The sequence below is a fragment of the Candidatus Ulvibacter alkanivorans genome (genome assembly GCF_003333325.1).
Lineage (GTDB): Bacteria > Bacteroidota > Bacteroidia > Flavobacteriales > Flavobacteriaceae > Ulvibacter_A > Ulvibacter_A alkanivorans.
Genome location: NZ_QOLC01000089.1, coordinates 107157 through 129050, shown reverse-complemented (window position 1 = coordinate 129050; position 21894 = coordinate 107157). Strand labels below are relative to the sequence as shown.

20 protein-coding genes are annotated in these 21894 nt (G+C 40.5%); 19 read left to right on the top strand and 1 reads right to left on the bottom strand.

Annotated elements, in window-relative coordinates:
- Position 1 precedes the first annotated feature (1 nt).
- From DWA30_RS09430 to DWA30_RS09420, 3 genes are all read left to right on the top strand, one after another.
- On the top strand, positions 2-1189 hold the full coding sequence (locus tag DWA30_RS09430; RefSeq protein WP_114492291.1) for a phosphoglycerate kinase: 1188 nt from the start codon (positions 2-4) through the stop codon (positions 1187-1189).
- A gap of 110 nt (positions 1190-1299) precedes the next feature.
- Positions 1300-2850 (top strand): lytic transglycosylase domain-containing protein, encoded by a 1551-nt coding sequence (locus DWA30_RS09425; protein WP_114492290.1) that lies wholly within the window; start codon positions 1300-1302, stop codon positions 2848-2850.
- A gap of 24 nt (positions 2851-2874) precedes the next feature.
- The gene (locus DWA30_RS09420; protein WP_114492289.1) at positions 2875-3849 is read left to right on the top strand and encodes a DUF4837 family protein; all 975 of its coding nucleotides are present in this window, start codon (positions 2875-2877) and stop codon (positions 3847-3849) included.
- 74 nt (positions 3850-3923) lie between these two features.
- Here the strand turns inward: DWA30_RS09420 and tatA are convergent, their stop codons facing one another.
- Complete coding sequence (gene tatA / locus DWA30_RS09415; protein ID WP_114492288.1) at positions 3924-4112, bottom strand: twin-arginine translocase TatA/TatE family subunit; 189 nt, start codon at positions 4110-4112, stop codon at positions 3924-3926.
- Between the two features lie 115 nt (positions 4113-4227).
- On the opposite strand from tatA, the gene DWA30_RS09410 reads away from it, so the two are divergent.
- The 16 genes from DWA30_RS09410 (at position 4228) to DWA30_RS09335 (ending at position 21892) form a co-directional block, all read left to right on the top strand.
- Positions 4228-5094 (top strand): M23 family metallopeptidase, encoded by an 867-nt coding sequence (locus DWA30_RS09410; RefSeq protein ID WP_114492287.1) that lies wholly within the window; start codon positions 4228-4230, stop codon positions 5092-5094.
- Between the two features lie 6 nt (positions 5095-5100).
- On the top strand, positions 5101-6597 hold the full coding sequence (locus tag DWA30_RS09405) for a GH3 auxin-responsive promoter family protein (protein ID WP_114492286.1): 1497 nt from the start codon (positions 5101-5103) through the stop codon (positions 6595-6597).
- 36 nt (positions 6598-6633) lie between these two features.
- On the top strand, positions 6634-8322 hold the full coding sequence (locus DWA30_RS09400) for a DUF6909 family protein (RefSeq protein WP_114492285.1): 1689 nt from the start codon (positions 6634-6636) through the stop codon (positions 8320-8322).
- Between the two features lie 14 nt (positions 8323-8336).
- Entirely contained in the window at positions 8337-9353 is a 1017-nt protein-coding gene (gene rfbB, locus DWA30_RS09395) for a dTDP-glucose 4,6-dehydratase (protein WP_114492284.1), read from the top strand.
- A complete protein-coding gene (gene rfbA, locus DWA30_RS09390) occupies positions 9350-10207 on the top strand; it encodes a glucose-1-phosphate thymidylyltransferase RfbA (protein ID WP_114492283.1) in 858 nt (285 codons plus the stop codon). The genes rfbB and rfbA overlap by 4 nt, the downstream gene beginning before the upstream one ends.
- Positions 10207-10755 carry a dTDP-4-dehydrorhamnose 3,5-epimerase gene (gene rfbC, locus DWA30_RS09385; RefSeq protein ID WP_114492282.1) on the top strand — a complete coding sequence of 183 codons (549 nt, stop codon included), beginning with the start codon at positions 10207-10209 and terminating at the stop codon, positions 10753-10755. The genes rfbA and rfbC overlap by 1 nt, the downstream gene beginning before the upstream one ends.
- Positions 10752-11615, top strand: a complete 864-nt coding sequence (gene rfbD / locus DWA30_RS09380) for a dTDP-4-dehydrorhamnose reductase (RefSeq protein WP_114492281.1) — start codon at positions 10752-10754, stop codon at positions 11613-11615. The genes rfbC and rfbD overlap by 4 nt, the downstream gene beginning before the upstream one ends.
- An 8-nt stretch (positions 11616-11623) precedes the next feature.
- Positions 11624-12604, top strand: coding sequence for a hypothetical protein (locus tag DWA30_RS09375; protein WP_114492280.1), 981 nt, complete (start codon positions 11624-11626; stop codon positions 12602-12604).
- A 20-nt stretch (positions 12605-12624) separates the two neighbouring features.
- Positions 12625-13539, top strand: coding sequence for a sulfotransferase family protein (locus DWA30_RS09370; RefSeq protein WP_114492279.1), 915 nt, complete (start codon positions 12625-12627; stop codon positions 13537-13539).
- A gap of 15 nt (positions 13540-13554) precedes the next feature.
- The gene (locus DWA30_RS09365) at positions 13555-14988 is read left to right on the top strand and encodes an O-antigen ligase family protein (protein ID WP_114492278.1); all 1434 of its coding nucleotides are present in this window, start codon (positions 13555-13557) and stop codon (positions 14986-14988) included.
- Complete coding sequence (locus tag DWA30_RS09360; protein WP_114492277.1) at positions 14981-16279, top strand: MATE family efflux transporter; 1299 nt, start codon at positions 14981-14983, stop codon at positions 16277-16279. Before DWA30_RS09365 ends, DWA30_RS09360 begins: the two co-directional genes overlap by 8 nt.
- Positions 16276-17094 carry a glycosyltransferase gene (locus DWA30_RS09355; RefSeq protein ID WP_245933892.1) on the top strand — a complete coding sequence of 273 codons (819 nt, stop codon included), beginning with the start codon at positions 16276-16278 and terminating at the stop codon, positions 17092-17094. Before DWA30_RS09360 ends, DWA30_RS09355 begins: the two co-directional genes overlap by 4 nt.
- A gap of 76 nt (positions 17095-17170) precedes the next feature.
- Positions 17171-18409 (top strand): O-antigen ligase family protein, encoded by a 1239-nt coding sequence (locus DWA30_RS09350; protein ID WP_114492276.1) that lies wholly within the window; start codon positions 17171-17173, stop codon positions 18407-18409.
- Between the two features lie 46 nt (positions 18410-18455).
- A complete protein-coding gene (locus DWA30_RS09345) occupies positions 18456-19583 on the top strand; it encodes a glycosyltransferase (protein ID WP_245933891.1) in 1128 nt (375 codons plus the stop codon).
- A 9-nt stretch (positions 19584-19592) separates the two neighbouring features.
- A complete protein-coding gene (locus tag DWA30_RS09340) occupies positions 19593-20906 on the top strand; it encodes a UDP-glucose dehydrogenase family protein (RefSeq protein WP_114492274.1) in 1314 nt (437 codons plus the stop codon).
- On the top strand, positions 20903-21892 hold the full coding sequence (locus DWA30_RS09335; RefSeq protein ID WP_114492273.1) for a UDP-glucuronic acid decarboxylase family protein: 990 nt from the start codon (positions 20903-20905) through the stop codon (positions 21890-21892). The genes DWA30_RS09340 and DWA30_RS09335 overlap by 4 nt, the downstream gene beginning before the upstream one ends.
- The last annotated feature ends 2 nt before the right edge of the window (positions 21893-21894 follow it).

Genomic DNA, 21894 nt, shown 5'->3' with positions numbered 1-21894 from the left:
TATGAAAACAATAAACGACTTTAACTTTCATCAAAAAAAAGCATTAATTCGTGTCGACTTCAACGTTCCATTAAACGACGATCATGAAGTGACCGACGCTACTCGAATTGAAGCTGCGAAGCCCACTATCATTAAGGTCTTAGAAGACGGCGGAAGTTGTGTACTTATGTCACATTTAGGGCGTCCAAAAAATAAAGAGAACGAGTTTTCTTTACAACATATCGTAGATACAGCCTCCGATGTGCTTGGGGTGCATGTGAAGTTCGTAGCAGATTGTGTAGGTGAGGAAGTTTCCGAAGCGGTACACAAATTACAGCCGGGAGAAATATTGTTGCTGGAAAATCTGCGATATTACGAAGCGGAAACTAAAGGTGACCGTGCCTTCGCAAAGCAATTATCAAAGTTTGGAGATATTTATATAAACGATGCCTTCGGAACTGCACATAGAGCCCATGCTTCTACTGCTGTTATCGCGCAATTCTTTCCTGAAAATAAATGCTTCGGAAAGCTTTTAGCTAGTGAGATTAAGCACGTTAATAAAGTATTGAATGAAAGTGAAAAGCCCGTGACCGCTATAATTGGAGGGGCTAAGGTGTCTTCCAAGATCACAATCATCGAAAACATCTTGAGTAAAATAGATCACCTCATTATTGGTGGTGGTATGGCATTTACATTTATTAAAGCACAAGGCGGCGATGTGGGAGCCTCGCTCGTTGAAGAAGATAAATTAGAATTGTCTTTGGATATCATTAAAAAGGCTAAGAAAAATAACGTAAACCTACACCTGCCTTTAGATGTGGTTGCGGCCGACAGCTTTACTGAATTCGCCAGCACTGAGATCGATCCCATAGATGCCATTCCGGACGGATGGATGGGCTTGGATGTTGGTCCAAAAACAAATGAGTTATTTGCCCGTGTGATTTCAGAGTCCAAGACTATTTTGTGGAACGGACCGGTAGGTGTTTTTGAAATGGAACCATTTGCAAAGGGCACAATTTCATTAGGCAATGCAATCGCACAAGCAACCAATGAAGGAGCATTTTCGCTAGTAGGTGGAGGAGACTCGGTCGCTGCCGTAAAGAAATTTTCTTTTACAAATAAGGTGAGCTATGTCTCAACCGGCGGTGGTGCCATGCTGGAAATGTTAGAGGGTAAAACCTTGCCAGGAATTCAAGCCATCGAGCAATAAACAACTGATATTCATTTTTTTACCATTCCATAGAATGTTAAAAATTTGCTTATTTCAGTCATTTCGTTACATTTAGCAAAATTTTTGCAACAGACCTACGTTAAAAAATTATGAGAAGCCCTATTTTCCTACTGTTGGCGCTGTGTTTTACAGTTTCCTTCGCACAACAAGATACCCCGACTGCCGATACCCTTCAGAAACAAAGGGTACGCGTTACCGACACCATTCTAGTTACGGAAGTTTCAGGAGATATTACAAAGACTATCATCGCAACCAAAGAAAGCGATACTATGGTTTTTGCCATGGAGGACATTATTCAGGCGCGTACTATCGATAGTATGTGGTTGGAAGAACTGTATCGATCAGATCGATTTGAAGAAATGTATGGTACGGTACTCAACCAAAATTATGAACCTGTTCCTTACGAAGAGCTCCCTACCGAGGTCTTAAAAGAACGGTTAAAAGAATTAAACGCACGTACGCCTTTCAATGTGGAATACAACCCTTCATTGGAAAGTGTTATCAAAAACTATCTAAAGAATAGGCGTAACACATTGGCTAAATTAATGGCCCTTAGCGATTACTACTTTCCAATGTTCGAAGAAGAACTGGACCGACAAGGCCTTCCATTAGAAATGAAATACTTGGCCATTGTCGAGTCTGCCTTAGATCCAACAGCCGTATCCAGAGTAGGAGCCACCGGGCTGTGGCAATTTATGTTCAGCACAGGGAAGATGTTTGGATTAGATGTAAATTCTTATGTTGATGAACGCTGTGATCCATTAATGGCTACGGAAGCCGCAGCAAAATATTTAAAGAGCTTATACAAAAGTTTAGGCGATTGGGACCTTGCCTTAGCGGCCTATAATTCGGGTCCGGGCAATGTGTCGAAGGCAATTCGCCGTTCTGGTGGACAAACAAATTATTGGAACATTCGAAAGAATTTACCGCGAGAAACCGCTGGCTACGTTCCCGCTTTCTTAGCGACCATGTATATTTTTGAATTTGCTGAAGAACATGGCTTTAAAAGCAATGGTCCACGAATTCCGTATATCGCCACCGATACGATTAAAGTAAAAAGGAAACTGTCGTTAGAACACGTAGCTAAAGTGGCCGACCTTGACATTGACGAATTAAAGTTTTTAAATCCGTCCTACAAGCTTGGGGTTATCCCGGTGATCAAGGATGAGAACTATGTGTTGCGACTTCCCGTAGATGTAATGGGTAAATTTGTAGCCAATGAAGAGGCTATTTATGCATTTGCCGAAAAAGAATTCAACGATCGGGAGAAGCCATTACCGGAACTTTTCGACCAACCGGATCGTATTCGATATCGTGTTCGAAGCGGTGATTATTTAGGAAAAATCGCAGCTAAGTACGGCGTTAGTGTGAGTCAGATCAAACGATGGAATGGATTGCGAAGCAATAATTTACGCGTGGGGCAGCGACTTACGATTCACCCTCGCAAGATGGTGACAACGACAGCGAGTAAGCAAGCTTCGGCCACAAACGAGAAGACCTATACCGTGCGAAATGGAGATTCACTTTGGAGTATCTCACAAAAATTTCCCGGTGTCACCGTTCAGAATCTCAAAAAATGGAACGATATTAGCGGTACTAAGTTAAAACCAGGGATGAAGCTAAAGATTCAACGAGGCTAATCTCCCGCTGAAAAACTTCTCGTAATGAAACATTTTTTAATGGCTGCATTCGCGGCAATAGTACTCATTTCATGTAATTCTGGAGGCAAAAAAGACGCCTCGCTTCTCTCAAAATCGGTTGGAAATATAAACACCTTACAAGTAGTCGTTTCAAATGATCTTTGGAACGGTGAAGTAGGTGAAGCCATACGAACCCATTTCGCAGCTCCTACCGACGGGCTGCCTCAAGAAGAACCCTTATTTTCTATGCGTCAAATGCCTCCAAATGCATTTAGTGGTTTTGCGCGCAAATCGAGATTGGTATTGTACGTAGCTTTGGGTGATGAAACTAAGGCAACCATCGCAAACGATCAATTTGCCAAGCCGCAAACCGTTGCATATGTGATTGCCAAGACCAAGCAAGAACTAGTAGAATTAATTAACTCAAAACAAGAACAGATCGTCGATAAATTTCATCAGTCTGAAATTGAAGAACGTCAGCGAAGAACACGAGTTTCACTTCTGAAACTGGACTCGTTAAAGACAGACCTTGGTGTTAGTTTACAAATCCCATCCGCCTACCGAATTGCCAAGAAAAGTGATGATTTCTATTGGATTAGAAAAGACCTAAAGTCGGGAAGTACCAACATCATCGTGTACGAAGTACCGCTTAACATGATAGGAAAAGACAGCACCGTTGTTGGTGACATTATCAAAGTGCGTGATTCAATTGGTGGAAGCCTGCTGCCTGTGGAAGAAGACGGGCGATTTAGAACGGAAGAGGCCTATGCGCCCTATCTTTTTACTTCGGAAATCGACGGTAAGTTTGCTTACGAGACCAAAGGAACCTGGGATGTAACAGATCAATACATGGCGGGCCCTTTCTTAAACTATGCGGTTCGGGATGAAGCAAACGACCGTTACCTAATCTTAGAAGGTTTTACGTATGCACCTTCGGTCGAGAAACGCGATCTTCAATTTGAACTGGAATCGATCTTGCGTTCGGCAAAGATTGAATAAAAAATAATCATCAATGAAAAAGCCCGAGAATCCTAAGATTATCGGGCTTTTTATTCAGAAAAAATACTGAACAATTATTTCTTTTCCTCTATTTTGGTATCATCATCCTCTTCTTTAGAGGCGTCCTTGAATTCTTTTATTCCGCTACCTAATCCACGCATTAATTCGGGGATCTTTCTTCCTCCAAACAATAACAATACAACCACAACGATTAGGGCAATTTGCCAGGGTCCGATAGCTAATGGTAAAAATAGTGCGCTCATTATATTCAAAATTTATTGGCAAAGGTAACAAGAATTACTTAGATAAAACGTTTTCCTTAGAAGTTTAGCACAAGGGGCTTAGTTATTTTATATTTGTAGTTGGCAATAGGTCGAAATGGCAGAAAAAGAAAAAAGAAGTAAAAAAATAAAGAAAAAGCTACTGCACAAGTATCGCTTGGTGGTTCTCAATGAAGATACGTTCGAAGAGCGTTTCTCTTTTAAATTAAACCGTCTAAACGTTTTTGTGTTTAGTACTGTATTTGCCGTACTTCTTATAGCAATGACGACCTTGCTTATCGCTTTCACCCCATTACGCGAATATATTCCAGGCTATTCTTCCACCGCTTTAAAGAAGCGAGCAACCGATCTGCGCTTTAAAACAGACTCACTGCAGCAAGTTCTCGCTGTAAACGAGCAATATATCAACTCGATACGCAAAGTGCTCACAGGGGACGTTAAAACGGTCGATTTCGATAAAGACTCCATTATTGAAGCAGCTCAGCGTGACGTATCAAATATCGATCTTTCTGCATCGAGACAAGATTCATTGTTACGGGAAGAAGTGGCTAGAGAAGATAAATACAACCCGTTAATAGGGGATTCTGAACTAAATTTTGTTCTCTTTGCACCTGTAAAAGGGTCTATTTCTGAACCGTATAATCCCAAAGCCAAGCACTATGCCGTAGATATTGTAACCACCAAAGATGCACCGGTGAAAGCTACCGCCGACGGAACGGTCGTTTTTGCAGAATGGACCGCGGCCACGGGCTATGTGACCATACTAAAACATCGCAACGAATTAATTTCAGTTTACAAGCACAATGCCTCCCTTACCAAAGAACAAGGCGAACTAGTTAAGGCCGGAGAAGTAATCGCAACGGTAGGCGATACCGGAGAACTTACCACCGGGCCGCATTTACACTTCGAACTTTGGCTGGATGGAAACCCCATCGACCCAACGAGTATAATTGATTTCGATTAACACGCTATGTCTCTTAAATCTTTCGCAGCCAAAATATTTGCTCGCATCGAGGTCACTCGCATGAAAAGCTGGATGAACCGCCCTGAAGCCACTCAGAAAAAAGTATTTGATAATTTGCTGAAACAAGCTGCGAATACTTCCTTCGGAAAGGATCACGATTTTAAGAATATCAAGGATTACAAAACATTTGCCGAACGAGTTCCTGTTCGTGATTACGAGGCGTTACGCAACTACGTAGATCGTGTAGTTGAAGGTGAACCCGATGTACTGTGGCCGGGAAAACCCTTATATTTTGCAAAAACTTCTGGGACCACATCCGGTGCCAAATTCATCCCGCTTACGAAAGACTCAATGCCGGGCCACATCAACGCCGCCCGCAACGCAATCTTATGCTATATATATGAAACCGGGAAAGCGAGCTTTGTAGATGGTAAAATGATCTTTTTACAAGGAAGTCCGGAGATGCATGAAAAAAATGGGATTCAGCTGGGGCGTCTATCGGGAATAGTTGCGCACTATGTTCCGGGGTACTTGCAAACCAATCGCTTACCTAGCTGGGAGACCAATTGTATTTCCGATTGGGAGACGAAAGTAGACGCCATAGTCGAAGAGACAAAAGATGAGAATATGACGGTAATTAGTGGTATTCCATCCTGGGTGCAAATGTATTTTGAACGACTGCAGCAGGCGACGGGGAAAAAGGTGGGTGACTTGTTCGAAAACTTCGAACTTTTTATTTACGGTGGTGTTAATTATGAACCGTATCGATCTAAATTTGAGGCGCTTATAGGCCGTAGTGTCCCTAGTATTGAGTTATATCCTGCTTCGGAAGGATTTTTCGCATTTCAAGACCTTCAGAATAAAAAAGGCATGTTATTACAACTAAACTCCGGTATTTTTTACGAGTTTATTGAAGCTTCCGAATTCTTTTCCGAAGCACCTAAACGCCTCACCATAAGCGAGGTAGAAGTGGGTGTGAACTACGTGATGCTTGTATCTACTAATGCCGGACTATGGGCGTATAATGTCGGGGATACGGTTCAATTTACAGAACTTCGGCCGTATCGACTTATCGTTTCTGGACGAATTAAACACTTTATTTCTGCTTTTGGTGAACACGTTATTGGCAAAGAAGTGGAACAAGCCATGAATGAAGCACAAGCAGCATTCAATTTTACGATAAGTGAGTTTACTGTAGCACCACAAACCGATCCACCTGAAGGAGAACTACCTTATCACGAGTGGTTCATAGAATTTGAGAATCCACCTAACGACCTTCGATTGGTGGCTAATGCATTGGATACTAGTCTTCAAGAGCAAAATAGTTACTATAAAGATTTAATTGAAGGAAAAGTGCTCCAGCATTTGAAAATCAGTGTGTTACAAAAAAACAGTTTTCGGGATTATATGAAATCTAAAGGAAAATTAGGGGGTCAAAATAAAATACCACGGCTTTCTAACGATCGAGAGATCGCAAACGCCCTTGAACAATTCCGCGTGTAAAATGCGGCCTTAAAATTAGTGTTATCTTTGCTGTCAATGACAAAATTAAAATCACATACAAGGACACGAGCCCAAGAAAGCACAGGTGCCATAGAGCGGCTATATATCACCATGCGACACTTATTTAATCGTGGGTTTTACAAGCCTATGGGGATATCGGGCGAAACCCTTCGTGAGTCCTTATTAATACTGCGTCCGGAAATTTATGGTTCTATTGCCGAAGACAAGATCGAGCTACAAGGGCTGTTGTATGTAATGGAGCGACTTCCCAACGGAATTGAAGAGTGCCGATTTATTAACCTCACCAGTGATGAAGGGTATAAGAACTCCCATTTTAAACCCATAATCCCCCTTAAACGTCGTAGAAATTGTTACCGCATCGATGAAGAACAGATGAACATTGAGGTTACACGAGGGCGTTCTGAGATCTATGATGTATTAACACACCTTACCTTCCTCTATCTGGAGTCGCATAAGATCATGAAACAAGTAATGATCAACGAGCAAGGAGATGTTATTCGTGATTGGACGAAGTTAGAAGCTGCCGTGACCAAAAAAGGCAAGCTAACTAAGGAGGAAAAAGAGATAGCGCTTACACATACCGCAAATTTCTTAGGCCGTACCTTCGAAGAAGTAAGTGAGATCTATCCACTGTTTGCAAGCGATAAAGAACCTAATAAGTTTTTAAATATTATTTATTATCTCGGAAAATTAGCGATCGATGAGGTGATCAACGATAATAAACGAATCATTACATTTAGCCCGGTATTACGAGAACGATTAGGACATCATATACACGGTGAACGCTGGGCTTTAAAGATAAAACAAGTGTTAGAGGAGCAACAATTGCTTCAACGACCATTGCACATTTTAAGTGCTAATATGCACAGTGTAATGAATACGTTATTTGCTCGAAAAGCGCTGGCAAAAGAATTTAAATCAGATGAGGCATTACCCATGTACACCGCGCTTAGCAGTCCGGCAAATACAAAATATCGTCAAAAGGTGAAGAAAACTGCCTTGGCGAATGGTATGACCTTTATTGAAGATAGCAGCGGAACGAATATCGACGTGCAAGTATTCGATACCGCAAAGATTAAGGAAAGTTCGTTTATTTCTTCGGAAAATGAAGTGGAGGAAAGTGATAAACCGGTAATAATCGTCATGGATTACGCCTTTGGAGAACAGGCCTACGAAACTATGGACGAGTTACTGAAGCCGTACGTTGACGGTGATCGCGCTACGCATTTTCTAAATGTGGTTTCAATATCGATCATGGGAAAAGCCGGTATTTTGGAAGGAGGAAAGGGAGATGTGATGATACCTTCAGCCCACGTATTTGAAGGGACAGCAGACAATTATCCTTTTAAGAACAAATTAAAGAAATCTTTGTTTGCCGACGACGATCTAAATGTTTGTACCGGGACTATGATCACAGTACTAGGTACCTCTTTACAAAACAGAGACCTCTTAAAGTTTTTCCACAATTCTACCTGGGATGTAATTGGATTAGAAATGGAGGGAGCACATTACCAAAAAGCGATCCAAGCTGCGGCAAAAATTAGAGGAAGTATTAGTTCAAAAGTAAAGGTGCGTTATGCCTATTACGCTTCAGATAACCCATTAGAAACGGGAAGCACTTTAGCTTCGGGAGGATTAGGTGCCAGTGGGGTAAAACCTACCTATGCGATCACCGAAAAAATGTTAAATCAGATTTTAGTTTAATCTAAAAAAATATTTTGAAACACAATAAAGTCTTAGTTACCGGGGGTGCCGGGTTTATCGGTTCAAATTATGTGGCCATGATAATGGAGTCGCAACAGCAAGAAGTTTTTGTGCTAGATAAGCTAACCTATGCCGGAAATTTGAAGAATTTGGAGCAATTTTCAGCAAAAAACAACTATCATTTTATACAAGGAGATATTTGCGACGCAACTTTTATTCAGAATCTTTTTGAAAAACATCAATTTGATCTGGTCGTTCATTTTGCAGCCGAATCGCATGTGGATAATTCCATAAGTGGTCCTTCAGAATTTATTCAAACAAATATCGTTGGTACTTTTAATCTACTTCAAGCGGCCTATAAAACATGGATGAACGGTCCCAACCAATTAAAAGCAACTTTTAAAGCAGCGCGCTTTTTACATGTCTCTACCGATGAGGTATACGGCACACTTGGCGAAACAGGCCTATTTACCGAAACCACTTCGTATGCGCCCAATAGTCCGTATAGTGCTTCCAAAGCTTCTTCCGATTTTTTGGTTCGTAGTTATTTTCACACCTACGGTTTACCGGTGGTCACTACGAATTGCTCCAATAATTACGGACCAAACCAGCATAAAGAAAAATTGATACCCACTATTATCCGTAAGGCTATCGCCGGAGAACCCATTCCTATCTATGGAGACGGGAAGAATGTAAGAGATTGGTTGTATGTGAAGGACCATTGTACGGGTATACAACTAGCTATAGAACAAGGAAGACTTGGCGAAACCTACAATATTGGTGGTCGCAATGAAAGGGAGAACCTGTACATTGCACATACCATTTGTGATCTTTTAGACGAGCTACAGCCAAAAGAGCAGCCCTATAAAGATCAAATTACTTTTGTTACCGATCGTCCCGGTCACGATTTTAGATATGCTATAGACGCCTCTAAGATCGAGAACGAATTAGGTTGGAAGGCGAAAGAAAATTTTGAAAGCGGGATTAATAAGACCATACAGTGGTACTTAGATAACACAGATCGATTATGAAGGGAATTATATTAGCCGGTGGTTCCGGAACACGCTTACACCCAATTACCCTAGCGGTTAGCAAACAATTGATGCCGGTATACGACAAACCGATGATCTATTATCCGTTGTCTACCCTTATGTATGCAGGCATTCGAGAGATCTTGATCATTTCTACCCCGCAAGACCTTCCGTTGTTTCAAAAGTTATTAGGTGACGGCAAACAATTGGGATGTACTTTTACCTATGCCGAGCAGCCAAACCCCAATGGCCTAGCCGAGGCGTTCATTATTGGAAAAGATTTTATTGGAGACGATAAAGTGGCTCTAATTTTGGGTGATAATATCTTTTATGGCTCCGGACTTAAAGAGTTACTACAATCCAATAACGATCCGGACGGGGGTGTGATCTACGCTTATCATGTACATGACCCAGAACGTTATGGTGTGGTCGATTTCGATAAGGATGGCAAAGCACTGTCCATCGAAGAAAAACCTGAGCACCCTAAGTCTAATTACGCAGTACCTGGTATTTATTTTTATGATAATAGTGTCGTCGATATCGCAGCGAACATTCAACCAAGCGCTCGAGGAGAGCTAGAGATCACCGATGTGAACAATGCCTATTTAAAACAAGGAAAGCTACGGGTAAGTATACTCGATAAGGGCACGGCTTGGCTAGATACCGGCACCTTTGCATCATTGATGCAAGCAGCACAGTTTGTAGAAGTAATAGAAGAACGACAAGGATTAAAGATTGGTGCTATTGAAGAAGCTGCCTATGAAATGGGCTTTATTTCGAAACAAGAATTGACCGAGCTCGCAAAACCCCTATTAAAAAGCGGGTATGGAACACATTTAACGCAACTAGATTAATGCTACACATAGAACAGAGTCCGTTACAAGATTGCTTTATCGTTAAACCTTCGGTTTTTAAGGACGAGCGCGGGAGCTTTTGCGAGACCTTCAATAAAAGAGCGTTTAAAGAAGCCACGGGTTGTTCGATAGATTTTGTACAAGACAATCAGTCTACCTCTAGTTATGGGGTGTTGCGCGGACTTCATTATCAAAAAGGGAAAATGGCCCAAGCGAAACTAGTTCGTGTGGTAGTAGGAAGAGTTCTCGATATTGTTGTAGATCTTCGGAAAGATTCTAATAGCTTCGGAAAGCATTTTTCATACATACTCGATGCGGAGAATCAACATCAGTTGTTCGTGCCAAGAGGCTTTGCACACGGCTTTGTGGTGCTTTCTGAAAAAGCCGTTTTTGCTTACAAGTGTGATAATTATTACGATAAGGCTTCCGAAGGGGGTATTATTTATAATGACGCAACCTTGTCGTTAGACTGGCATCTTCCGAAGGAGGATTTAATAATTTCAGAAAAAGACAGACAACTTCCTACGTTCAAGGAGGCAATTACATGAAAAAAGTACTGGTTACAGGAGCAAAAGGACAGTTGGGACGATGCATAGCAGATGCTACTTCAAGATTTCCAACCTTAACGTGTACTTTTATTGCCAAGGAAACCCTTGACATTAACAACACTACTGCCGTTCACGAGTTTTTTACCAACAATGAATTCGACTATTGCATTAATACGGCAGCCTACACCAATGTTGAACAAGCGGAAGAACAAACAGAACAGGCCATGGCGGTGAATGCCGAAGCGGTTAAAGTATTGGCCAATGCGTGTAAAAAACACCACATCACCTTACTGCATATTTCTACCGACTATGTGTTCGATGGGACGCAGGACCGACCGTATGTAGAAACCGATGCTACCAATCCCCTAAATGTCTATGGCGCCTCCAAATTAAAAGGAGAACAGTATTTACAGAAATATAGTGAGCGCTTTTTTATTTTCCGAACTTCTTGGTTGTATTCGCAATACGGGCATAACTTTTACAAAACCATTTTGCGACATGCGGATGCTGGAACTGACTTAACCATTACGACCGAACAAACCGGAACACCTACCAATGCTAATGATCTGGCCAAGGCGTTGCTTGCTGTTATAGCTTCGGAAAGTACCGCATATGGCTTGTATCATTACAGTAATTCCGGTGAAGCAACCTGGTATGATTTTGCAAAAGCTATTTTAGAATTTTCAGAACAAATAGCAAAAACAACTCTTGCACAAACCGCACATTACCGTACTTTTGCAGCGCGACCAGAATATAGTGTGCTGGATACCACAAAGTTTAAAAATACGTTTAACAACAACCCATTACCCTGGAAAGAAAGTTTAAGGGAATTAGTAGCAACGCATACCACTAACAATTAAAATGAATTATGGCACATCAAACTACAGATGAAATAGACTTAGGCCTTGTTTTTAAAAAAATAGGAGAGCAATACCGAAAATTTCTACTTTGGTTATTCCATTGGTTTCAATTTGTATTGAAACATTGGATCATCATCTTATTAATCATTATTCTTGGTGCTGTTGCCGGATATTATTGGCAAAAAGGATCTACGGGGAAGAATTTGGCCACGTTAATAGTTCAAAATAACTTCGATAGCACAAGTTATGTCTACGATGCACTCAAATTGCTAAAAACGAAAAGCAAACAAGGAGATGCGAAATTTTTAAAACGTTATGGTTTTAATACTGAAGAAGCAGAAATAGCCGACATAGAGATCGAGCCCATAGTAAACATTCTAGACCTTGCGCGAAACACTAAGGACGAGGACAGAACCTTGGAAGAATATATGGCTCAAACCGATTTTGAGGATGACATTCTCCTTTCCGAAGTGTTCTATACCGAATATAAGTTTCACAAAGTACTTGTTTATACTACCGCTAACGCCTCCAATGAGACGATAGAAAAGGTGATCGATTATTTAAATAGCAACGAACTATTGCAAGAAGTACGATTGGTATCTATAGAGGAAACCAAACAACAGATCAAGAATCACGAAAAGAGTATCAAGGACATCGATGGAGTGTTTGAAAGTTATGTCGATTCTAACAGTACGGTAAATCCCGCTGCGCAAGTATACTTCAAAAACAATGAGAACAACAACCTTCATATGTTGCTGGAAGAAAAGCGCAACATTATGAACGATATAGAGGAGTTAAAAGCAGAGCTTATAAAATACGACGGTATTGTTACTGTAATTAACAAGCCTGTTTTACACTATTCGGGAAGCTTCTTCGACAATAAGGTGGTGCTATTACCACTTTTCTTGGTCTTTTTATATTTCTTATTCTTTGCACTTAGAGGGTCTTACTTTAGAGTTAAGAAGATGGCAGAAGAAAATAAGCGATAGACGATTCTTAATTAACACATATGAAGTTACCCAATTTTCTTGTGGCTGGATTTCCCAAATGCGGATCAACATCCCTGTACTACTATTTGTATGAACACCCGGAGATCTATTTACCAAAACAGAAAGAGCTTCATTTTTTCACTTACGACATTATAAGCAAACAGGATAAGGGTAAAGCCGATAAAGAAATCAAAAAATTCCATATTGGTTCTTTACCCAAATACAAGTTGTTATTTGAAGATGTAGAGGACGAAAAGATCATAGGTGATGTTTCCCCTTCTTATGCGAATTATGCCGAGGCGATCCCTAAAATAAAGGAGGTGCTAGGTGCAGACACCAAGATCATTATCATTGTTCGTGACCCTATAAAACGGGCGTATTCCAATTATTTGCATTTGGTGCGCGAAGATCGAGAAACACTTCCGTTTTACGAAGCATTACAGGCCGAAGCAGAACGACGCGAGCAGCAATACTCCGATTTCTGGTATTATGCGTTCAACTCGATGTATTACGAAAAAATAAAACGAATGAAAGCGCATTTTAGCGATGTGCAAATTATTACGTTTGAAGAATTCATTAAGAATCCGCAACATGGTATGCAAGCGGTCTATTCCTTTTTAGGGGCCGATCCATCCTTTAAAACAGATACGGTCGACACTCAATTTAATCCGGGGGGCACCTATAAGAAGAATACCTTGACCAACTTTATTTTCAAACAAAGTAAAGCAAAGAATATTCTTAAAAAGACATTGCCCATCACGACTTCTTTGAAGAAACTAAAGATCAAATTGATCAACAAATACAAAGAGCAAACCCCACCAATTGATCCTAAGGCCGAAGCCTACTTGATAGCACTGTTTAAAGATGATGTTGCAAAATTAAAACGAGATTTTAACGTAAAGACCGAATATTGGAATGATGCATTCCAAGCCTAGCGAAGCACCACAAAATTGGACACGATAAAACAAATACAGCAAGCGAAAGAAACCATCACCTTAAAACAGGTGATCGCTGCTGTTGTGTTCGTAGGGATTTTTTTTATACCGTTTAGCTCGTTTTCAGGGATCTCATTTTTAGGGGAATTTTCGAAAGAGCCGGCAGCCATTTTCTTTTTTGGCGCATTTTTCCTTTTACTAGTTCTCGCAGCAATTCAACGAAAGATCGCGATTCCATTTAACAACCTGTTGTTTCAAGTGGTGTTGCTGCTCATCGCCTGGTTCTTTATTACTACTGTGCTAAATATTCCGGCCATTCACAATTACTATTTTAAAGGGATAGGAGGTTACGAACGCTTTATTAGGCAGTATGCCGTACTTCTAATCTCTGCGGTATTCTTTTTTCTAACGTATTACAATGTCTTTATAAATTACAGCAGTAAAGAGTTGTTTACCAAGGTGCGACGCGTGTTCTTATTTAGTATGGTAATAGTAACCGCCTATGGATTTTTTGAAATTCTCATAGTTAAATTCGGAATGGGCGTTTTTTACAATGTGATCAATTTGTTCGATTATTTCCCGTTTACCAATGTATATCTGCATGGTGGTTCGCGAATATCATCGGTAACTTTTGAAGCACCCGCATTGGCAACCTACCTGTTAACGGTATCCGGATGGATGTTCAGCTACATAATCACCGAGAAAGGCATGTTGAGGTTCGTTCCTTCTTTAGCTATAATTGTTTTGGCGCTTTTCTCAGATTCACGTGCGGCACTAGTGGTTATCTTTTTACAAATTGTTGTATTCGGATTTCTATTGCTGAAGAAAAAAAGGCACCATCAATTATTTATCAAAATAGCCGCCTTATCGACCGTAGCCATTCTTGTGATTGGCGTCGCCAAAGGGGATGTAATAGCCGAATACATTACCGAAAAATTAACGTCTTTTGGCGTAGAAGATGATCAGCACAGTATTTCGAATAGATCGCGATTCGGGATTCAACAAGCAAGCTTGATGGTCTTTGAAGAAAACCCGATAATTGGGGTTGGCTATGGGCAACAAGCCTACGAAGCAAGAGAGCGTTATCCACGATGGGCAACCGCAGGCAACTGGGAGTTCAAATTGAAGTATTTAAATCAGTCAGATCCACAATTTCCGCCGGGGTATAACATCTACACCCGAATTTTAGCGGAAGGAGGTATCATTGGAATGATCATCTTTGCTTCATTACTTATTCTAATAATGTGGGTATGTCTGGTGGTTACGCAAAAGAATGATGATCGCTACTTGTTAGCCTTGGTCATCTTAATCTCTATGGTGGGCTTTTATTTTAATTGGCTAAAGATGGATACCGTTCGGGTATTTGGCTTTTGGATCAATTTAGCTTTGCTAGTAGCCATTACGAGAAAGACAAGATTTGTGGCGAACTTAAAACAACGAAATGAATAATGTGCTTCGCACTTTTATAAAGAATACACTTGTAAACCGAAGTCTCAAGGTATTGTTATTGAGAGTTGGCGGGGTGTTCTTGTTTTTCCTTTTGTCATTGTTCTTAACCAATTTTTTTGATCCTGAGATCGTAGGACGATACGATTTTACAAGGTCCACTCTCTTAATACTGGGCGGAATTTGTCTGCTGGGGACCAACCAAGCAATTATCTATTACTCAGGCGTACTGGTGGCGCAAGACTCTTTGGGCGGACTTCACCGTGTGTACCAAAAAATGGTCACCATAATTGTGGGAACCTCCTTAGTGTTCTTAGTGCTGGTCTTATTAATTCCTGATTCATTTTTTAACACTTTCTTTGAAAAAGCAGATGCTTCAGAATTAGTTTTTAAGATCGTACTTGCGTTAAGCGCCTTCGCCATGACGATGTTGAATATCGATACCTTGCGCGGACTTAAACGCACCCTTTTTTCAGAATTATACAGGAACATATTTAGATATTTACCCTTCTTTCTTGGGGCAATTCTATTATTTGCAACACAAAATGCACACTGGTTGGTCGAGGTGTATCTGCTGGGCTTTGTAGTATTGGCATTGGTTTCTACCATTCAAGTGGTGATTGCATTTCATAAGAGCGAAACTCCCGATCGATCGATCAATTATTCATACAATTCGATCTTTAAAAAGTCATACCCCATGGCATTAAGCGCAGTATCGTATTTTATGATGCAAAGCATAGACATTATTTTGCTGGGTAAGTTTACCGATTTCGACACGGTGGCGTTTTATTCCGTGGCTGTAAAGCTTGCTACCGCTACTTCTTTGGCCTTGCAATCGGTGAACATCATTATCGCACCAAAGATCGCAGAGGTGTTTAAAAAACAGGAACTAGAGAGTCTTAACAAGATGATCAAGAACAGCGCACGACTTATTTTTATGCTTAGCTTACCGGCCTTGGCCGTGCTGGCACTTTTTGCCACCTTTTTTCTAGGGCTCTTCGGAAGTGAATACACGGTCGCTAAGGAAGCGCTATATATCCTATTGCTGGGACAGTTCTTTAACACGCTTTGCGGGCCGGTAGCCATTTACATGAATATGACCGGAAAACAACATGTGTTACATCAAATATTGATTGTAGGTTTTGCGACAAACTTAATTTGCAATTGGTTCTTTATTCCCGAATTTGGTATGATAGGTGCCGCTTGGGCTACCGCTCTTAGTATGATACTGTGGAATGTGATCGCCGTACTGTATACGTATAAGAAAGACCGTATTAAAACATTTATTTCGTGAGTACAGCTTCAGAAAAAAATAAAAAACTAATCGTGCTAATGGCACACTACAACAACCCGAAGGGCTTGCTAGATTCGCTGCGATCTATCGATGAACCTTTCGAGGTCGATGTGCTCATTGTAGACGATGGAAGCGAACACAAGCCAAATGAAGCCGAGTTACGAGATAGTTATGACAACGGAACCTTGTATTTTGATTATTTAAAGACCAATCAAGGGGTAGGAATAGCGGCGAATAGAGCATTAGAGCTAGCCCAACAAATGCACTATGAACTTATTGCACGCTTCGACTGTGGCGATATTTATTACAAAGAAAAGTTTAAAAAACAACTGGATTATCTAGCGGCCAATCCCGATGTAAAATTGCTTGGGACCTGGGCACGAGTGATCGATGAGAAAGGAAACTTTCTGCATATGCTAAAACACCCGACATCCTATGAAGAACTCAAGAAAAAAATGTACTTGAACAGTATGTTCTTGAATCCGTCGGTGGTGTTTTATTCTGAAATTATTTCCGAAGTAGGCAATTATCCGTATAAATATAGAAGAGCAGCGCAAGATTACGCCTTCTTTTTTAAGGTGATCAAAAAGTTCAAGGCAGAAAATTATCCGGAAGTACTTATGGATTACATTGCAGATCCAAACTCGATCTCGACCACCAAACGCAGACTTCAAGTTAAGAATAGGATAAACATCGTACTCGATAATTTCTATTGGGGATGGTACCCGATATTCGGAATACTAAGAGGATCTATTCTATACTTGATGCCTAGAAGTCTTACGACCTTTTTTAAAAAAATTGTACAACGAACGTAAAATGAGAAGCGTATAAACCGATCAAATAATAAATCATATAGCGTGTACCCTTGCTAAATACCTTAAATTTGAAGTTATGAAGGCCTTATTAAAAAGTATATATCCGTATTTATTCCTCTTCTTTTGTTTTGTATTGCCTTTAGATAAGTATGCGACTTCGGTCCCCAATATCGTGCTCATTGCATTGGTCGTAATATTTCCATTCGTAGTAACGAAAGAGAATTTCAATATTTTGAAGAAACGGGAAGTATTGCTTTTCGCCGGCTTGGTGTTATATGTGTTTTTGAATGGCTTTTTATTTCAGGATTTCGATCGAGACCTTACCATTAGCAAGAAGATCGCAGGTTCTTTATTGCTTATTGTGCTCGCAATCCCACTCGAACGCACCGATAAGCTTAAGAAAACCGTCATCGTTTCAGTAGTGATATGCATCGCTATTTCGCTCTACCACCTTTATTTCTTCTATATGCGAGAGGGCGAATTCAATTTTGCCGCAGGCGGTGAGATTAACGAGGTACTCATAATAGATCGGTTGTATCTCGGCTTTCTCTGTGTTATAAGCATTATTGCATCTATAGGGCTTATTGGTAGAAAATATAACGAATACAACAAATGGTATTTCGCAAACATTGTGCTCTGTGCAGGTTTTGTACTGCTAATCTCGTCTAGGTTAGCGATTTTGTTATTGGTGTTGCTATTCCTTTTAAAGATATTCTACACCAAAAGTAAAAAGGAGTATTTGTTTTTTTTCTTCGGAATCGTAGGTCTTATGATCGTAGCATTCATGCTAAATAAAAACCTGAACGAACGCTTTTTCTACGCCCACAGTACGCAAAAAGATAAAGGATATATAGAATTATTTCAACGCATGGAACCACGTGTAATTATTTGGGAATGTAATTACAACATCGCTAAAAATGAACCATTCGCATTAACCGGATTAGGATTTTACCACACCAAGGATTTACTGGTAGATTGCTATCGCGAAATAGTTACGCCAGATCGCCGCAAACAGTATTTTATAGAGAGTCGATTTAATTCGCACAACCAGTTTATGGACTTTTTCTTGAGTACAGGTATTATTGGCGGACTCGTTTTCGGACTCATATTTTTGTCCTTTTTTGTGCGAAACTGGAAGTATTTCTTTGGAACAGGGCTTATAGTTACCATGTTCGCGTTTGCCAATATCGAGAGTTTCTTTCACCGCCAGTTAGGAGCCTATTATTTTGGGATCGTCTGTATCTTTTTATTAATGGATTACCAACGAAGAAACACCGATTCCGAAGAAACCAAAACAGGAAACCAAGCCGAGTAAGAAGTATGGAGATGAAGGCAGAAGCAGAAATGAAAAATCACTACTTTTGCATCTTGAAAATAAGAAAGAGGGACCGTATTTAATGAAAAAGAAAGCACTCATTGTAGATTGGTTAGATAAATACGGTGGTGCCGAACGTGTTATAAGTTCTTTGTGTAGTGTATTTGCTTTCGAAAAATGTTACTTGCTCATTAATATTATGAGTAAGGAGAATGAAGCAAAGGTTTTTGGGCAACGCCCTATTCCTGTTAAGGAAACCATTATTCGGTACGCCGGATCGAAGTTCAGGTACTTGTTTTTTTTGTTTCAGGGTGTGTTTAGACGCATTAAGATCGATCCCGATATCGATGTGATCATTTCGTCTTCGCATGCCATAGCAAAAGGAATTAATAAGTCGCACCCTCGACAAGTGCATATCTCCTATTTTCAGGCAAGAAACTTGAAATATATCTGGGATGATTATAAGTTGTACTTCGGAAGGCTAAGGTTTATGCTGTATCCTATGATTGCGATCATGCGAAAAATGGATATTAAAGATGCACAAAAGCCGGATCATATTATCGCCAACTCAGTTTTTGTAAAAGATTGGGTCAAGAAAATATACAATAGGGAAGCCGATGTGATTTATCCGCCGGTTGACTTGTCTAAGTTCACTTTAGAAACGGATAAGGAAGACTATTACGTGGCGGTAGGTAGAATAGAACCATACAAACGTTTCGATATCGTGGTAGACGCATTTAATGAGACGAATCGTAAACTAATTGTGGTGGGCGATGGGAGCCAGTTAAACAGTTTAAAACTAAGAGCAAACGATACGATTTCGTTCGTTGGTTTTGTAGATGCTTCCGAAGTATTTAAATATATAAGCAAGGCCAAAGGATTTATTCATGCGGGCATTGAAGATTTCGGGATCGCTCCAATTGAAGCACAAGCTTGCGGGACTCCAGTGATCGCTTATGGATACGGCGGTGTTCTAGAAACCATAATTGAAAATAAAACGGGAGTTTTCTTCCGTGAAGAAAGCAAAGAAAGCTTACTCGAGGCGATCGATGCATTTGAAAAAGTGCAATTCGATTACCATAAAATTTGTGAGAATGCCCAGCGTTTTAGCAAAGAAAAATTTGAAAGCGCTATGGAAACCTATGTAGCGCAAAAGATTAATGATAATGATTAAGAAATTTAGATGAAAATAGCAGTAATAGGAACAGGATATGTAGGATTGGTCACCGGAACCTGCCTCGCAGAGACAGGGAACGATGTGATATGTGTCGACATCAATGAAGAAAAAGTTGAGAAAATGCGTCAAGGGATAGTCCCTATTTACGAACCCCATTTAGACATACTTTTCGATCGCAATATTAATGCAGGAAGGCTGCGTTTTACCACTTCCTTAGACGAAGGTTTAGCACATGGCGATATCGTGTTTTTAGCGCTTCCAACGCCCGAAGATGAAGATGGCTCTGCAGATCTATCGTATGTTTTAAATGTTTCCGAAGAAATAGGAAAGAAAATAACCTCTTATAAGGTAATCGTCGATAAGAGCACCGTTCCGGTTGGTACTGCCGAAAGAGTCACCGAGGTGATCGCCAAGAACGCAACTTGCGAGTTCGATGTAGTCTCAAACCCTGAATTTCTTAGAGAAGGTTTTGCAGTAGACGACTTTCTGAAACCCGAACGAATTATTATTGGATCTAGCAGCGAGCGTGCGACTACGCTAATGCAGAAATTATACGGTCCTTTTGTGCGTTCCGGTAATCCGGTGATCGTAATGGACGAAAAATCGGCAGAGTTGACCAAATACGCAGCAAATTCATTCTTAGCAACGAAGATCACCTTTATGAACGAGATCGCGAACTATTGCGAAAAAGTGGGAGCCGATGTCGATAAAGTACGAGCGGGCATGGGAACCGATTCTCGAATTGGAAAGCGCTTTTTGTTTCCCGGAATAGGATACGGAGGTTCGTGTTTTCCAAAAGATGTAAAAGCCTTGCAAAAAGCCGGCAAGGACGAATCCTACGATTTCAAAATATTAAATTCGGTCATCGAAGTTAATCGCAAGCAAAAGACTATCCTACTGCCTAAAATCGAGGCTTATTTCGACGGGAATCTAAAAGATAAGAACATCGCTGTTTGGGGATTGGCCTTTAAGCCGGAAACCGACGACATTCGTGAAGCGCCTTCTATCGACATGATGCAAGCCCTACTTAAAAAAGGAGCAAATTTAACTGTATTCGACCCGGAAGCGATGGAGAACATAAAAGCCAAATTTGGGGAAACACTAACTTACGCCGACTCTATGTATGAAGCGCTTGAAGATGCCGATGCATTGCTTATTTGTACTGAATGGAGCATTTTTAGAACACCAAATTACAGTAAATTAAAAGAGTTGCTCAAGCAACCGGTAATTTTCGACGGTCGAAATTTATATAACGTTAATGATATGGAAGCAGAAGGGTTTACGTATATTTCAATCGGAAGAAAGGAAGCGAACACATGAAAAAGAGAGTACTAATTACCGGAGCCGCTGGATTTCTAGGATCCCACCTATGCGATAAATTTGTTGCAGAAGGGTATTCGGTAATTGGTATGGACAACCTTATAACAGGTGACCTGAAGAACATCGAACATTTGTTCAAGAATGAAGATTTCGAGTTTTACCATCACGATGTTACAAAATTTGTACACGTACCGGGCAAAGTAGATTATATCTTACATTTTGCCTCTCCCGCAAGCCCTATAGATTATTTAAAAATACCAATTCAAACGCTCAAGGTGGGTTCGCTTGGCACCCATAATCTTTTGGGGTTGGCAAAAGAAAAAAAGGCTAGAATTCTTATCGCGTCTACTTCGGAAGTATATGGCGATCCATTGGTACACCCGCAATCTGAAGAATATTACGGCAACGTAAACACCATTGGGCCACGTGGGGTATACGATGAAGCAAAACGTTTTCAAGAATCGATCACGATGGCGTATCACCGTTTTCACGGACTCGAAACGCGTATCGCTCGAATATTTAATACTTACGGTCCAAGAATGCGACTTAATGACGGAAGGGTAATTCCGGCATTTATTGGTCAAGCATTAAGAGGGGAAGACCTTACGGTGTTTGGAGACGGAAGTCAAACACGTTCGTTTTGTTATGTAGATGACCAAATAGAAGGATTATACAGCTTATTACTAAGCGATTATACGCTACCGGTAAATATTGGTAACCCGGACGAGATCACCATACTCGATTTTGCCAAAGAGATCATTAAACTCACCAAAACTGACCAAAAGATCGTGTTTAAACCTTTGCCAAAGGACGACCCAATGCAACGTCAACCCGATATAACGAAAGCAAAAGAGGTGTTGAACTGGCAACCAAAAACAGCAAGGCAAGAAGGAATGAAAAAGACCTTTACGTACTTTAAGAACTTGACCAAAGAAGAGCTGTTTAAAAGCGAACATAAGGACTTTTCAAAGCATATTAGACCGTAAGC